The 14654-nt window shown below is 65.0% G+C and carries 11 protein-coding genes; 5 read left to right on the plus strand and 6 right to left on the minus strand.

Annotation, left to right across the window (positions count from 1 at the left end):
- Positions 1 to 294: 294 nt before the first annotated feature.
- Positions 295 to 2307, minus strand: coding sequence for an RNA polymerase sigma factor RpoD (gene rpoD, locus HCU64_RS09035; protein WP_233383496.1), 2013 nt, complete (start codon positions 2305 to 2307; stop codon positions 295 to 297).
- Positions 2308 to 2467: 160 nt separating this feature from the next.
- The gene (dnaG, locus tag HCU64_RS09040) at positions 2468 to 4393 is read right to left on the minus strand and encodes a DNA primase (RefSeq protein ID WP_233383670.1); all 1926 of its coding nucleotides are present in this window, start codon (positions 4391 to 4393) and stop codon (positions 2468 to 2470) included.
- 327 nt (positions 4394 to 4720) lie between these two features.
- On the opposite strand from dnaG, the gene HCU64_RS09045 reads away from it, so the two are divergent.
- Entirely contained in the window at positions 4721 to 4993 is a 273-nt protein-coding gene (locus tag HCU64_RS09045; protein WP_233383497.1) for a PilZ domain-containing protein, read from the plus strand.
- On the opposite strand, the gene HCU64_RS09050 is transcribed toward HCU64_RS09045, so the two are convergent.
- From HCU64_RS09050 to HCU64_RS09060, 3 genes are all read right to left on the minus strand, one after another.
- Positions 4974 to 5354 carry a VOC family protein gene (locus HCU64_RS09050; protein ID WP_233383498.1) on the minus strand — a complete coding sequence of 127 codons (381 nt, stop codon included), beginning with the start codon at positions 5352 to 5354 and terminating at the stop codon, positions 4974 to 4976. The genes HCU64_RS09045 and HCU64_RS09050 overlap by 20 nt on opposite strands.
- Positions 5355 to 5386: 32 nt before the next feature.
- Positions 5387 to 7153 carry a peptidase domain-containing ABC transporter gene (locus HCU64_RS09055; RefSeq protein WP_233383499.1) on the minus strand — a complete coding sequence of 589 codons (1767 nt, stop codon included), beginning with the start codon at positions 7151 to 7153 and terminating at the stop codon, positions 5387 to 5389.
- Between the two features lie 103 nt (positions 7154 to 7256).
- Positions 7257 to 7721 (minus strand): GatB/YqeY domain-containing protein, encoded by a 465-nt coding sequence (locus HCU64_RS09060; RefSeq protein ID WP_233383500.1) that lies wholly within the window; start codon positions 7719 to 7721, stop codon positions 7257 to 7259.
- 250 nt (positions 7722 to 7971) lie between these two features.
- Between HCU64_RS09060 and carA the strand changes: the two genes are divergently transcribed.
- Both carA and HCU64_RS09070 read left to right on the plus strand, forming a co-directional pair.
- Positions 7972 to 9201 (plus strand): glutamine-hydrolyzing carbamoyl-phosphate synthase small subunit, encoded by a 1230-nt coding sequence (carA, locus tag HCU64_RS09065; protein ID WP_233383501.1) that lies wholly within the window; start codon positions 7972 to 7974, stop codon positions 9199 to 9201.
- Positions 9202 to 9371: 170 nt separating this feature from the next.
- Positions 9372 to 9749 (plus strand): hypothetical protein, encoded by a 378-nt coding sequence (locus HCU64_RS09070; protein ID WP_233383502.1) that lies wholly within the window; start codon positions 9372 to 9374, stop codon positions 9747 to 9749.
- Between the two features lie 74 nt (positions 9750 to 9823).
- On the opposite strand, the gene HCU64_RS09075 is transcribed toward HCU64_RS09070, so the two are convergent.
- Entirely contained in the window at positions 9824 to 10267 is a 444-nt protein-coding gene (locus tag HCU64_RS09075; RefSeq protein ID WP_233383503.1) for a pseudoazurin, read from the minus strand.
- A gap of 309 nt (positions 10268 to 10576) precedes the next feature.
- Between HCU64_RS09075 and carB the strand changes: the two genes are divergently transcribed.
- Entirely contained in the window at positions 10577 to 14050 is a 3474-nt protein-coding gene (carB, locus tag HCU64_RS09080; protein WP_233383504.1) for a carbamoyl-phosphate synthase large subunit, read from the plus strand.
- 126 nt (positions 14051 to 14176) lie between these two features.
- On the plus strand, positions 14177 to 14653 hold the full coding sequence (gene greA, locus HCU64_RS09085; protein WP_233383671.1) for a transcription elongation factor GreA: 477 nt from the start codon (positions 14177 to 14179) through the stop codon (positions 14651 to 14653).
- The last annotated feature ends 1 nt before the right edge of the window (position 14654 follow it).

Consider the following 14654-nt stretch of genomic DNA (forward strand, 5'->3'; position numbering starts at 1 on the left):
GATGGGCGGAGCAGCATAGACCGAAAAGCCGTGCGCTTCGAACCTATCTTCGCTCGGATGCGCGACGAAGTTACGGTGCCGGAAAACTGCGGACTTTCAGGGCTGCAACTGGTTCTCACATTCGCAAAAGGTGTGTGCAAGCGGCCAGCCAGAAACATTCTTCGGGAAACTGGAGTTCGCGGTCGCGGATCAACAGTCGGATTGTATCAGCTGCACGCCGCGCGGTGGCGGCAAAACGAAAAAGCCCCTCCCCTTGCGACAGGGAGGGGCTTTTGATTGAGCCGATAGACCGGATCAGTTGTCGAGGAAGCTCCGAAGCTTCCGAGACCTGCTCGGGTGCTTCAGCTTGCGCAAGGCCTTCGCCTCGATCTGACGAATGCGCTCGCGGGTCACCGAGAATTGCTGGCCAACCTCTTCGAGGGTGTGATCGGTGTTCATGCCGATGCCGAAACGCATGCGCAGCACGCGCTCCTCGCGCGGAGTGAGCGAGGCGAGCACGCGCGTCGTGGTCTCGCGCAGGTTCGACTGGATCGCCGCGTCGATCGGCAGGACGACGTTCTTGTCCTCGATGAAGTCGCCGAGGTGCGAATCCTCCTCGTCGCCGATCGGCGTTTCGAGGGAGATCGGCTCCTTGGCGATCTTGAGGACCTTGCGAACCTTCTCCAGCGGCATGGCCAGCTTCTCGGCCAGCTCCTCCGGGGTCGGCTCACGGCCGATCTCGTGGAGCATCTGGCGCGAGGTGCGCACGATCTTATTGATCGTCTCGATCATGTGGACCGGGATGCGGATGGTCCGCGCCTGGTCGGCGATCGAGCGGGTGATCGCCTGGCGAATCCACCATGTCGCGTAGGTCGAGAACTTGTAGCCGCGGCGGTACTCGAACTTATCGACCGCCTTCATCAGACCGATATTGCCCTCCTGGATGAGGTCCAGGAACTGCAGGCCGCGGTTGGTGTACTTCTTGGCGATCGAGATCACGAGGCGGAGGTTCGCCTCGATCATCTCCTTCTTGGCCTGACGGGCTTCGCGCTCGCCCTTCTGGACCATGTTGACGATCTTGCGATACTCGCCGATCTGCAGGCCCGTCTCGGAGGCGAGCGTCAGGATCTGCTCACGCAGGTCCGCGACCTGCCGGCCGCCCTTCTCGACGAAGTTCTTCCAGCCCTTGCCGCCGAGGGTGCCGACGCGCTCCATCCAGTTCGGGTCGAGCTCCCAGCCCTGGTAGTGGCGCAGGAACTCGTCGCGGGCGACGCCGTGGTTCTCGGCAGCCCGCATCAGGCGACCCTCATGCGAGATGAGGCGCTTGTTGATGTCGTAGAGCTGCTCGACCAGCGCCTCGATGCGGTTGGCGTTGAGCGAGAGCGACTTCACGTCGGTGACGACGATGTCCTTCAGCTCGGCCTGCTTCTTGTCCTGAGCGGAGGTGTTCGCCTCACCGGCGGCCTGGCGCTCGTTCGCCTCGTTCTGGAGCTTGCGCAGCTTGCGGTAATTACCGGCGATAGCGTCGAAGGTTTCGAGGACACGCGGCTTGATCTCCGCTTCCATCGCGGCGAGCGACACGTTGTTCTCCATGTCGTCTTCGTCGTCGCCGCCCTCGGGCGGGTTCGGACCTTCGCTGTCGCCGTCGCCGTCCCCCTCTTCGGCTTCCTCGCCCTCGGCCACCTGTGGGGCCGTCTTGGCATCCGGGCCGGCATACGTGGCTTCGAGGTCGATGATGTCGCGCAGCAACACCTTCCCGTCGATCAGCTCGTCGCGCCAGATGATGATCGCCTGGAAGGTCAGCGGACTCTCGCAGAGGCCCGCGATCATCGCCTCGCGGCCGGCCTCGATGCGCTTGGCGATCGCGATTTCGCCCTCGCGCGACAGCAGCTCCACGGAGCCCATCTCGCGCAGGTACATGCGCACGGGATCATCCGTGCGGTCGGTCGGCTCCTTGGTCGTGGTCGTCGCAACGGCAACAGCACGCGTCGGCCCAGCCTCTGCGACTTCGCCGCCCTCGGATGCCTCCTCGTCTTCCGCGGCCTCGCCATTCGGCTTCTTCTCAGCCGTGGTCTCCTCGGTTTCCTCGCTCTCGATCACACGGATGCCCATGTCGTCGAGCTGAGCCAGGACGTCCTCGATCTGGTCGCCATCGACCTGACCGTCGGGGAGTACCTCGTTGACCTCTTCGTAGGTCACATACCCGCGCTTCTTCGCGAGCTTGACCATGCGCTTGACGGCGGCATCGGTCAGATCAAGGAGGGGACCATCACTCTGTTGCTCTTGAGCGACGTCGGTGTCGTCCCGCTCTGTTGCCTTCGTTGCCATGCTCAGCCTATGTTTTCGTGGCAGCCGCACCGGATGCGATCGGTCGCATGCCCCGGTTGAAAGCCGCAATTCAGATGCCGGTCGTCACCAGCGAATGACCTCGGTCTACGCACCCCTGCTTGACCGACCGTTAACCATGCGCAGCGATTTGCATCGCGCATCACAGCGTAGAATTTTCGTCCGTTTCCGGATCCTCCGCCTCGGCATCCGCGCTGGCGATTACCGCCAACCTTTCCTTGACGTCACATAGCCAAGCGAAATTGGCCTCGGATGGGTCGTCGGCAAGGGCACGTTCCGCTTGGCGGAGTTCGCTATTTAGCGTTCCGGCCTTGCGGTGCAAGATCACGGCTTGACGGAGAGTCGATTCAAGACGTGCAGGATCTGCATGCGGATCGAGCGCCCATCGATCTCCGGGCCTGACGAGAGCCGCTAGCCGAGCCGCGGCTTCGGTGAGCCCGGACCGTTCCAAACGCGAGGCCATCACCTCGGAACCGGTGGCGGCACCCTCGGCAACATGGTCGAGCAAAGCCGAACGCAGGGCCTGCGCGTCGGGATTGTCAAGCTCCAGCTCCGAGAGATCCTCCTCCTCGATAGCCAAAAGCTCGGTGTGGACAAGTAGGCTCGAGACCATCATCGCCTCGCGCTCGCGGAACGCGCTGCCCTGCGGCGGGGGCGTGGCGCTAGAGAGAAGCGGGCTGAATTTGAAATCGATCCGCGGCGATAGCGGCGGATCGCCTGGACGCGGGCGTCGACGCGTCGACTCGCCGTTTGCCCTGCCCGGCTGCGCAGCACCTCGGTAGTCTCCGCGTCCGCCTCGAGGGCCGGACATTTCCCGCAGGCGGTTCTCGATGTCGTCGCGATAGAACCTGCGGACGGTCTCGTCGCGGATGCCCGAAACAGCCTCGCGCAAGGTGCGGGCGAGCCCGGCCCTGCGCTCGGGCGTATCGAGCGGCGCCGACTCGGTCTCGCGAGCCCAAAGGACTTCGACGAGGGGGCGCGCTCCTTCGAGAACGGCGTCGATCGCACCGGCCCCGCCGGAGCGCAGCAGGTCGTCCGGGTCCTGGCCCTGCGGCAGCATCGCGAAGCGCAACGACTTGCCCGGCTCCAGCATCGGCAGCGCCACATCGAGCGCCCGGAAGGCCGCTTTCTGGCCAGCCTTGTCGCCGTCGAAGCACAGGATGGGCTCGTCGGCATGACGCCAGAGCAGCGCGAGTTGGTCCTCTGTGAGCGCCGTGCCGAGGGAAGCGACGCTCTCGGCATGACCGGCCAGCGTCATTGCGATGACGTCGATGTAGCCCTCGACGGCGATGATGGCGCTGCGCTCGTGCGCAGCCTTGCGCGCGGCATGCAGGTTGTAGAGGCCTCGCCCCTTGTGGAAGAGCGGCGTCTCCGGCGAGTTCAGGTACTTCGCCTTCGCATCCGCCTGCATGGCGCGGCCACCGAAAGCGATGACGCGGCCGCGAATGTCGGTGATCGGAAACATCACCCGGTCGCGGAATTTATCGTATGGTACCGCGACGCTGTCGCTGGTGGTGAGCAGGCCGAGTTCGAGCATCAGCGCCTTGTCGACGCCTTTGCCCGCGAGATGGTCACGCAGCGCGTAACGGTCACCCGTCGCGTAGCCGAGGCGGAACTGGCGGCGTACGCCCTCCCCCAGGGCCCGACGGTCGAGATAGTCGCGGGCCTGCGCGCCCCGCTGCCCTTTGAGCTGCTCCTCGAAATAGACGGCGGCGAGCTCCATTACTTCGAGCGCGCCCTTGCGCTGCTCCTCCGCGCGCTCGGTCTCGGCCGAGGGTTTTGGGAGGACCACGCCCGCCTCTCCCGCCAGCCGCTCGACGGCCTCGGGAAAGCTCAGGCCCTCGGTCTCCATCAAGAAGCGGAAAACGTCGCCGTGCTTTCCGGAGGAGAAGCAGTGATAGAACTGCTTCTGATCGTTCACATAGAAAGACGGTGTTTTCTCCGAGTTGAACGGCGACAGCCCGCGCCATTCGCGGCCGGCCTTCTTCAGGCGGACACGACGGCCGACTATGTCCGAGGCCGGGAGCCGCGCGCGGATCTCTTCCAGGATGTGGGGCGGATAACGCAACGGGGTCCGGTCGCGAATGTCGTGGCGGTCGTCGAAGCCGATATTGTACCGCATCGACCCCGCCCGAGTCTCAGCGCTTCCTGACCATCTCGACCGTCGGACCGAGTCGCCTTCCAACGCAGCCCGCGATCCACAGCCGATCCACAAAGGCCTCTGCGGAGTAAGCCGGACGCAAGACACGATCGATGGTCACTGCGCGATGGGCCCTGGGAGGGCGTGGCCGAGACCGGCTCGTCGACGTGAGCAAAACGAACCTAGAGTATCCGCCGAACGATTTGTTAAGACGGGGCTGCAACCGTCAAGGCTTCCGTATCCCGGGTCTCTGCCATGACCGACAATCGCCGATTGGAGCCGCGAAAGAACGCGTTCCTATTCGGTTCGATCCTGTTCGATGATCGCTCGCCGGAAATCGATTGCCTCGTCTGGGACGAATCTCCGAGCGGCGCGATGATCGAAATCACCGGCCCCGCGCCGATTCCCGATCAGTTCAACCTCGCGATCGGGCCACACCGCCGACCTCTCACCTGTACGGTGGTTCGCCGCGACGGCCGCCGGCTCGGGGTTGTGTTCGGGGACGCGTTCAGTCCGACGCCTGTGTGAAGTACCAGGGGTGCCGGTCTAGATCCCAGACCGTGTAAGTCAGCCCATAGCCGTGGTCGGCGAGCGGCTGTGAGATCTCGGCGCCCGCCGCCTCGGCACGGGCGTGATGCGCCCGAACGTCGGGCACGTAGACGAAGATGCCGGCCGTGGCCTTGGTCTCCTCGCTGGGCGCGACCATCCGCCAGGCATCGCTGCCCTGCCCCATCATGATGCGCTGCCCGTCGAGCAGCATCGAGGCGTGCATGCCGCCGCTGGGCGTCGGATGCCGGCTTTCCTCCTGGAATCCGAAGACGCGGCTCAGCCAGTCGAGCGCAGCCGGGACGTCTTGGTAGAACAGGTAGGGAATGATCTCGGTACCCATCGCCGTCTCCTCGTGATCGATCCGGTTTCCGATCACGCCGGCTCGGCGACGAGCGAGCGTGTGTAATCGGCCCAGAGCGCAGCATAGACCGGGCAATCCTGCAGCAGCATGTCATGGCGGTCCGATCCCACGAGGCGGCCGCCATCGAGAACCAGGATGAGGTCGGCGTTCCGTATCGCCGCCAGATGGTGGGACACGATCAGCAGCAGCCGGTCCCTGCCCCAGGTCGCGAGCCGCCGCTCCAGCGCCACCGCGGCTTCGGCATCGAGAAAGGCGGCCGGCTCGTCGAGAAGAGCGATGCGTGGGTCGCGCACCACGGCGCGTGCGATCGACAGCCGCTGACGCTGCCCGCCGGAGAGGGTCCTGCCGTTTTCCGTGAGCTCTGCGTCGAGGCCTCCGGTCAGCCCGTCGACGAAATCGAGCGCGCCGGCGAAGGCCAGGGCCTCGCGCAGAGTGGCGTCATCGCTCGTCCGTCCATGCGCGAGATTGTCTCGGATGGTGCCCGAGAACAGCAGGCTGTCCTGATCGACCGTGCCGATCCGCCGGCGAAGCCATCGCGGATCGTAGTCGCGCAGATCCTGGCCGCCGATCGCGACCCGACCTGTGTAGCCGCGCTGAAGGCCGAGCAGGACGCGAATCAGGGTCGACTTGCCCGAGCCGTTTCGGCCGACGAGGGCGACGACACCGTGCTCCGGCAGGTCGAGGCTCACGCCATCGAGCGCCGGCTTGTTGCCGCCGGGATAGGTCAGCGAGACGTCACGGACCGAGATGCCCCCCGGTCCGATGCTGCGCAAAGGCGGCTGTCGAGCCGGCCGCTCGCGAGGAAGAGCCAGGAATTCGGAGATCTTGCGAACGGCCGTGTCCACCTCCTGCCAGAGGCGGACCAGATCGCCGCTGGCGAGGATCGGCCCGGCCACGCGCACTGCGAGGATCTGCAGGGCCAACAATTCTCCGACCGTCAGATGGCCGAGATAGAGACGCCAGCACCCGACGCCGATGACCACGAGAGTGATGCCTCGCCAAGCGATCTGCGCCCTGAGCAGATACTGCCGGCTGATCTCCATCACGCCGGTGAGTTGGGAGAGCATGGTGCGCGTGAGCGTGTCCCAGCGCCGCAGCCGCGCATTCTCCAGGGCGAGCGCCTTGATCGTCGGCAGGCCGCTCACCGTCTCCGACAGGACGTTGTTTCGCTTGCCCATCGTTCCGTAGAGGGCAGCCGAGGCCTTTCCCGCCTCGCTCATGCGATTGCGCGCGATCAGCGTCAGCGGCGGCATGACCAGCGTCAGCACCGTGCCGACCACGACATCGTAGTAGAAGGTCAGCCCGAGCGAGACGATCGCGCCGCCCGTGTCGAGGAACAGCATCGGCACGCGGTTCAGGACGAAATCGCGAACCTTGGTCGCCTGCTCGAAATGGTTGATGGCCTCACCGGGCCGGAACTGCTCGCCGTCGACGCGCACGCGCATCAGATGCGTGAAGATCCGGCGAGAGATCCGCTTGTCGAGAAAGGTCGCGAGCGCGATGACGAGCCACTGGCGAACATGAGCGAACGCCGCTTCGAGGACCACGGCAGCCACGGCGATAAGGGCGAGGCCGGCGAGATGCGGCGTCGCGTGGCCGGCGACGATCTCGTCGACGCCCTTCTGAGTGGCGATCGGAAAGATCAGGCCCGCTGCATAGCCCGCGGCCGTCACTGCGATCAGTCCGATGGATTGGCGCCGACGCAGGAGCAGGCAATGCCCGATCCAGCGCCAGCCGAAAGGCGTCCCCTCGTGCCGCCGCTCGATCGAACCGGACATCGCGAACTCCGAGTCTGCATCGCACGGCGACTCGACGCGCGGCGAGGGTTATGGAGTGCGCGGATATCCCATGCGGATCAACCTGGGATTGATCGGCTCGCCGTCACTTCGCGGCGAGCGCTTCCTTCACCAGGCCGCTGGCCTTTCCGAAATCCATCCGGCCGGCATACTTGCCCTTCAGCGCGGCGATGACCTTGCCCATGTCCTTCGGCTCGGCAGCGCCCGTCTCGGCGACGGCGGCCTGAATGGCAGCGCGCGTCTCGGCCTCGTCCATCTGCTGCGGCAGGAAATTCGCGATGATCGCGGCCTCGGCGCGCTCGGATGCGGCGAGTTCGGGCCGGCCGCCCTGCTCGTAGACCCCAGCCGCCTCGTTGCGCTGCTTGATCATCTTCTGCAGCAGCGAAAGGATCTCGGCCTCATCGATCTGACCGGTGCCGGAGCCCGTGACGCGCGCCTCGATGTCCTTGTCCTTGAGGGCGGCCTGGATCATGCGGACGGTCGAGAGCTTTTCCTTCTCGCCGGCCTTCATGGCGGCTTTCATCTCGGCGGTGATGCGCTCGCGCAGCATGGCGGCTTCCTGACGGTTGGAACTTCCAAGCGGCGCTGCCTATACGGTCCGACGCTCCTCCGCCAGCGTGTCGGGCGCCCGGAGCTTCCGAGCTGCGTGCTCCAGCGCCTCGTTCAAACGCGATGTTGAGCCCTGCGCCCTGCCACGTTGCTCCCGCGCGCCCGGATCGCTATGTGCAACGCAATCGCTCGCCGCACGCGTGCGCCCCGTGCGCGCCGGAATGCGGCTGAGAGCCATCCGGATCCGATCGATGCTGCCAGACGCCGCCGCTTCCGCGCGCCCCGCACCCGAGCCCTGGAGCGAGCCGCTCATCACAGCGCTGCTCGTGCTCGCCGACGGGACGATTCTCGAAGGCTTCGGCATCGGCCAGGAGGGCGTCGCAGATGGCGAGGTCTGCTTTAATACGGCGATGACCGGCTACCAGGAGATCCTGACGGATCCGTCCTATGCCGGCCAGATCGTCACCTTCACATTCCCGCATATCGGCAATGTCGGCACGAACGACGAGGATCTCGAAAGCCTCGATGCTGCTCCGGCCTCCGGCGTGCGTGGGGCAGTGATCGCCTCGGCCGTGACGCAGCCTTCGAGCTGGCGCTCGTCCTCGCATATCGACGGTTGGCTGAAGGCGCGGGGCATCGTCGGCATCACTGGAATCGACACCCGCGCGCTCACCGCGCTGATCCGCGACCACGGCATGCCGAACGCGGTCATCGCCAACGATCCCGCAGGCCGGTTCGACCGCGAGGCCCTGAAGGCGCGTGCTGCGGCGCTTGCACCGATGGAAGGTCTCGATCTTGTCCCGCCCGTCACCAGCCGCGAGCGCTCGACCTGGGGTGAGACCACCTGGACGGTGAAGGGCGGCTACGGCAGCCGCTCGGCCGGCGATGGCTACCGCGTCGTCGCGATCGATTACGGGGTGAAGCGTAACATCCTGCGCCTGCTCGCTCAGGCCGGCTGCGACGTCACCGTGGTCCCTGCCACCACTCCCGCCGCCGACATTCTGGCTCTAAAGCCCGACGGTGTCTTTCTCTCGAATGGCCCCGGCGATCCCGCTGCGACCGGCACTTATGCGGTGCCGGTGATCCGCGAATTGCTCGAGAAGCGCGTGCCGACCTTCGGCATCTGCCTCGGCCATCAACTCATGGGCCTAGCCCTCGGCGGTCGCACCGTGAAGATGGGCCAGGGCCACCACGGCGCGAACCATCCGGTGAAGGACCACACCACCGGCAAGGTCGAGATCGTCTCGATGAACCACGGCTTCGCGGTCGATCCGAAGAGCCTGCCGAACACCGCGGTCGAGACCCACGTCTCGCTCTTCGACGGCTCGAATTGCGGCCTATCGCTGACCGACCGCCCCGCCTTTTCGGTCCAGCATCACCCCGAGGCGTCGCCCGGGCCGCGCGACAGCCATTACCTGTTCGACCGCTTCGTCAGCCTCATGCGCGACAACCGGTCCGAGGCAGCCGGAAAGGCCCCGTGACGTTTTGGCCACGCGCTCGCCGCGCAATGCGGCGGGTCGCATGGGGCACGGTCTCGGCACCGTCCGGCCATAAAAAATCCCAGCTTGAACGGCACTCGATCTCCATCGCAGCCGGCACGTGAAACCTCGCGGAATCACTCCCGGCCACCTTCGGTTCGATGGGGTTTTGGATGACGCTCGACGACGCGCGTGACGACTTCTCGCGGTTGCATCGGCACTTTACGCTGCATCTCGGCGTCGCCGTCGGGTTGGCTTGGCTCACTGCTTCCTATGCCGCGTTCTATGCACCGTGGGTACGCAACATCCGCGCGCTCATCGACCCGTCGGCCGGCACGGCGCGCGTCGAGAGCACCTTATCCTATCTGTTCGTCATGCCTGCGGTTCTGTTGCTCGCTTGGCTCTCGGTCTATTTCGGCCGCGAGACGATGCGTCGCTTCCAGACCCTGCCGAACCAGGCGCATGAATTCGCCGCTGCTGCGGTCGTCGCCTTTGGTGTGTTCTATCTCTCGATCGACCGGGCCATCGCCGCGCTGCACGCCGCGTTCTGAGACCTTCGCATTCTGGCTATCTAGCCGGGCCGAGAAATCGGCCCGGCTTTTTGCTGTCCGGCTTCCGCTTAATCCTACTTCGCGGCGGCCTGGGTGAAGAGTGGCTCAAAGCGCTGCTTGGCCATCTTGTTCTGCTCGAGGCCCTTAGCCTTCTCGAGGTTCTCCAGGTTCGAGCCGACCACGACCATTGCCACCATGCCCATGATGTAATGCGGCGAGCACTTGAAGCCGTAGACACCCTCCTTGTCGAAGGTGACAGTCTCGTCCTTGCCGAGAGCGCCCTTGACGGGGACAGCCCCCTCCGGTGCCATGTTCTTTATCGTCTCGACGTTGTGGCCCTTGTCGGTCGCCACGAACTTCACCGTGTCGCCGACAGCGACCTTCGTGAAGGGCGGATCGAAGACCATCATCCCGCCTGGGCCATTGTTGAGCATCTTCACCGTGAACTCGGCGGCGTGAGCCGACGCGCAGGTCGCGGCGAGCATGGCGGCCGCGAGAAGCGTTCTTGAGGGCGTCATCCTTTTCCTCATAATAATTCTGAAATTGACCGGCGATTTGACCCGGTAAGTCTACCTATGTGCTTTCGAAAATTTGATCAAACAGCGATGACAACTTGATAAATTGAATAATTATACTCTTTCATACGGCCATGCAGCGGACGCTGGACTCAGCGGTTCCTTGCCCTTTCAAACCCTTGCCGCTGCGTGTAAACGCGGGGCCTAACGATCATTCCTGAGCCAGCCGGCCTCGAACTTCGCCGCTCCGTCGGCGGCGCGCGAGGGCGGATGCGCGCGGTTTGACGACCCGCACACGACCCAAGGCGAACGATGCCGAAGCGCACCGACATTTCCTCGATTCTGATCATCGGTGCGGGGCCCATCATCATCGGGCAGGCCTGCGAGTTCGACTACTCAGGTACCCAGGCCTGCAAGGCGCTCCGTGAGGAGGGCTATCGCATCGTCCTGGTGAACTCGAACCCGGCGACGATCATGACCGATCCGGACATGGCGGACGCCACCTATGTCGAGCCGATCACACCAGAGATCGTCGCCAAGATCATCGAGAAGGAGCGCCCCGACGCCCTGCTGCCGACCATGGGCGGCCAGACCGCGTTGAACTGCGCCCTGTCGCTGAAGCGCATGGGCGTGCTCGAAAAATTCGGCGTTCAGATGATCGGCGCGACGGCGGAAGCCATCGACAAAGCCGAAGACCGCAACCTCTTCCGCGAGGCCATGACCAAGATCAGCCTGGAGACGCCGAAATCGGCCCTGGCCAACGCCTCGGCCGCCAAGAAGGCCGACCGCGACCGTTACATCGCCGAGGTCGCCCGCATCGAGGCTGCAAACGCCGATGAAGCCACGCGCAAGGCAGCTCTCGCCGAGTTCGAGCGGCAGTGGAATGGCGGCGAGAGCGAGCGTCGCCGCCGCTACATCGAGCATGCGCTCGGTCAGGGCCTGATCGCGCTCGCCGAGATCGGGCTGCCGGCGATCATCCGTCCGTCCTTCACCATGGGCGGCACCGGCGGCGGCATCGCCTACAACCGCGAAGAATTCCTCGACATCGTCGAGCGCGGCGTCGACGCCTCGCCAACCAACGAGGTCCTGATCGAGGAGAGCGTGCTCGGCTGGAAGGAATACGAGATGGAGGTCGTCCGCGATAAGGCGGATAACTGCATCATCGTCTGCTCCATCGAGAACATCGACCCAATGGGCGTCCATACGGGCGACTCGATCACCGTCGCGCCCGCCCTGACGCTCACCGACAAGGAATATCAGGTGATGCGCGACGCCTCACTCGCGGTACTCCGCGAGATCGGCGTCGAGACCGGCGGCTCGAACGTGCAGTTCGCGATTAACCCCGAGAACGGGCGCATGATCGTGATCGAGATGAACCCGCGCGTGTCGCGTTCCTCCGCGCTTGCCTCCAAGGCGACGGGCTTCCCGATCGCCAAGGTCGCGGCCAAGCTCGCCGTCGGCTACACCCTCGACGAGATCGCCAACGACATCACCGGCGGCGCGACCCCGGCCTCGTTCGAGCCGACGATCGACTACGTCGTCACCAAGATCCCCCGCTTCGCCTTCGAGAAGTTCCCGGGCGCCGAGCCGACGCTCACCACCGCCATGAAGTCGGTGGGGGAGGCCATGGCCATCGGCCGCTGCTTCGCGGAGTCGCTGCAGAAGGCACTGCGCTCACTGGAGACGGGCCTGACCGGTCTCGACGAGATCGAGATCGAAGGCCTCGGCAAGGGCGACGACCACAACGCCATCAAGGCCGCCATCGGCATCCCGACGCCGGACCGGCTCCTCAAGGTAGGCCAAGCCCTGCGGTTCGGCATCAGCCACGACGAGATCTTCGCCTCGTGCAAGATCGATCCATGGTTCCTCGAGCAACTTCAGGCGATCATCGACCTCGAAGCCCGCGTGAAGGCGCATGGCCTCCCGACGACTCCGGCCGCGTTCCGCCAGCTCAAGGCTGCCGGCTTCTCCGATGCACGTCTCGCCGTGTTGACCGGGACTGAAGAGGAAGCGGTCCGCGCCAAGCGCCGCGCGCTGAATGTACGACCGGTCTTCAAGCGGATCGACACCTGCGCCGCCGAGTTCAAGGCCCCGACGGCCTACATGTACTCGACCTACGTCGCCCCGTTCGCGGGCACCGTCGCCGACGAGGCGCTGCCGAGCGACAAGAAGAAGATCATCATCCTGGGTGGCGGCCCGAACCGGATCGGTCAGGGCATCGAGTTCGACTATTGCTGCTGCCACGCCTGCTTCGCGCTCACTGACGCGGGCTACGAGACCATCATGGTCAACTGCAATCCGGAGACGGTGTCGACCGACTACGACACCTCGGACCGGCTGTATTTCGAGCCGCTCACTGCCGAGGACGTGCTGGAGATCATCGAGACCGAGCGTCAAGCCGGCACGCTGCACGGCGTGATCGTCCAGTTCGGCGGTCAGACGCCCCTCAAGCTCGCTCGCGCGCTCGAGGCCGCCGGCGTGCCGATCCTCGGCACCTCACCGGACGCGATCGACCTCGCCGAGGACCGCGACCAGTTCAAGCGGCTGCTCGACAAGCTCGGCATGAAGCAGCCGAAGAACGGCATCGCTTACTCGGTGGAGCAGAGCCGGCTGATCGCCTCGGAACTCGGTTTGCCCTTCGTGGTCCGCCCCTCCTACGTGCTCGGCGGCCGCGCGATGGCGATCATCCGCGACGAGGCACAGTTCGCCGACTATCTCCTCGGCACGCTGCCGAGCCTGATCCCGTCCGACATCAAGGCGCGCTATCCGAACGACAAGACCGGGCAGATCAACACGGTGCTCGGCCGCAACCCGCTGTTGTTCGACCGATATCTGTCGGATGCTGTCGAGGTCGACGTCGACGCCGTCTGCGATGGTGAGGACGTCTTCATCGCCGGCATCATGGAGCACATCGAGGAGGCGGGCATCCATTCGGGCGATTCCGCCTGCTCGCTGCCGCCGCGTTCGCTCTCGCCGGAAATTCTCGCGGAGTTGGAGCGGCAGACCAAGGCCATGGCGCTGGCGCTCAAGGTCGGCGGCCTGATGAACGTCCAGTACGCGATCAAGGACGGCACGATCTACGTGCTCGAGGTCAACCCGCGCGCCTCGCGCACGGTCCCCTTCGTCGCCAAGGTCATCGGCGAGCCGATCGCCAAGATCGCCGCGCGGATCATGGCCGGCGAGCGCTTGTCGAGTTTCGGTCTTCGGCCGAAGCACCTCGACCACATTGCCGTCAAGGAAGCGGTCTTTCCCTTCGCACGCTTCCCCGGCGTGGATGTGCTGCTTGGCCCGGAGATGCGTTCGACGGGCGAGGTTATCGGTCTCGATGCCGGCTTCGGCGTGGCCTTCGCCAAGAGTCAGCTCGGCTCTGGTACGGCCGTGCCGACGGCGGGCGTGGTGTTCGTTTCGGTACGTGACGACGACAAGGAGCGGATCCTGCCTGCGGTGCGCAAGCTTCACGAACTCGGCTTCGGCGTTCTGGCGACGGGTGGGACCCAGCGTTATCTCGCCGAGAACGGCATCCCGGCCGAGCGGGTGAACAAGGTGCTCGAAGGCCGTCCTCACATTGTCGACGCGATCAAGAACGGCGATGTGCAACTCGTCTTCAACACTACGGAAGGCGCAGGAGCACTCTCGGACTCGCGCTCGCTCCGGCGGACGGCCCTCTTGCATAAAGTGCCGTACTACACCACTCTCGCCGGTGCGATGGCGGCGGCTGAGGGAATCAAAGCCTATCTTGAGGGTGATCTTCAGGTTCGCGCATTGCAGGAATATTTCGCGGCCTGAGCCGCGATAGCGGCAGATGCATTGAGGTCCGGCTGCTTTTTGGCGGTCCGGAGGTTTCGTAGTTTGGCCCGGAGGGAGTTCCCGCTCCCGACCGGGCCTCTTCAATTGCGGCGTGAGACGATGGCGATAGACAAGGTTCCGGTCACGGTGCGTGGCTTCGCAGCCATGGAAGAGGAGCTGAAGCATCGCCAGCAGGTAGAGCGCCCCCGTATCGTCGCGGCGATCTCCGAGGCGCGCGCCCATGGCGACCTTTCCGAGAACGCCGAATACCACGCCGCCAAGGAAGCCCAGTCTCACAACGAGGGCCGCGTGCTCGAACTCGAGAGCATGATCGCTCGCGCCGAGATCATCGACGTCTCGAAGCTTTCCGGTGACCGGATCAAGTTCGGTGCCACGGTGAAGCTCGTCGACGACGATACCGAGGAAGAGAAGAGCTACCAGATCGTCGGCGAGCCCGAGGCCGACGTCCATGCCGGCCGTGTCTCGATCTCTTCGCCGATCGCCCGTGCGCTGATCGGAAAGGGCGTCGGCGACACCGTCGAGGTGACCACGCCGAGCGGCGGAAAATCCTACGAAGTGCTCGAGATCAAGTACGGCGGCTGAC

It is taken from the genome of Methylobacterium sp. C25 (assembly GCF_021352225.1).
Classification (GTDB): domain Bacteria; phylum Pseudomonadota; class Alphaproteobacteria; order Rhizobiales; family Beijerinckiaceae; genus Methylobacterium.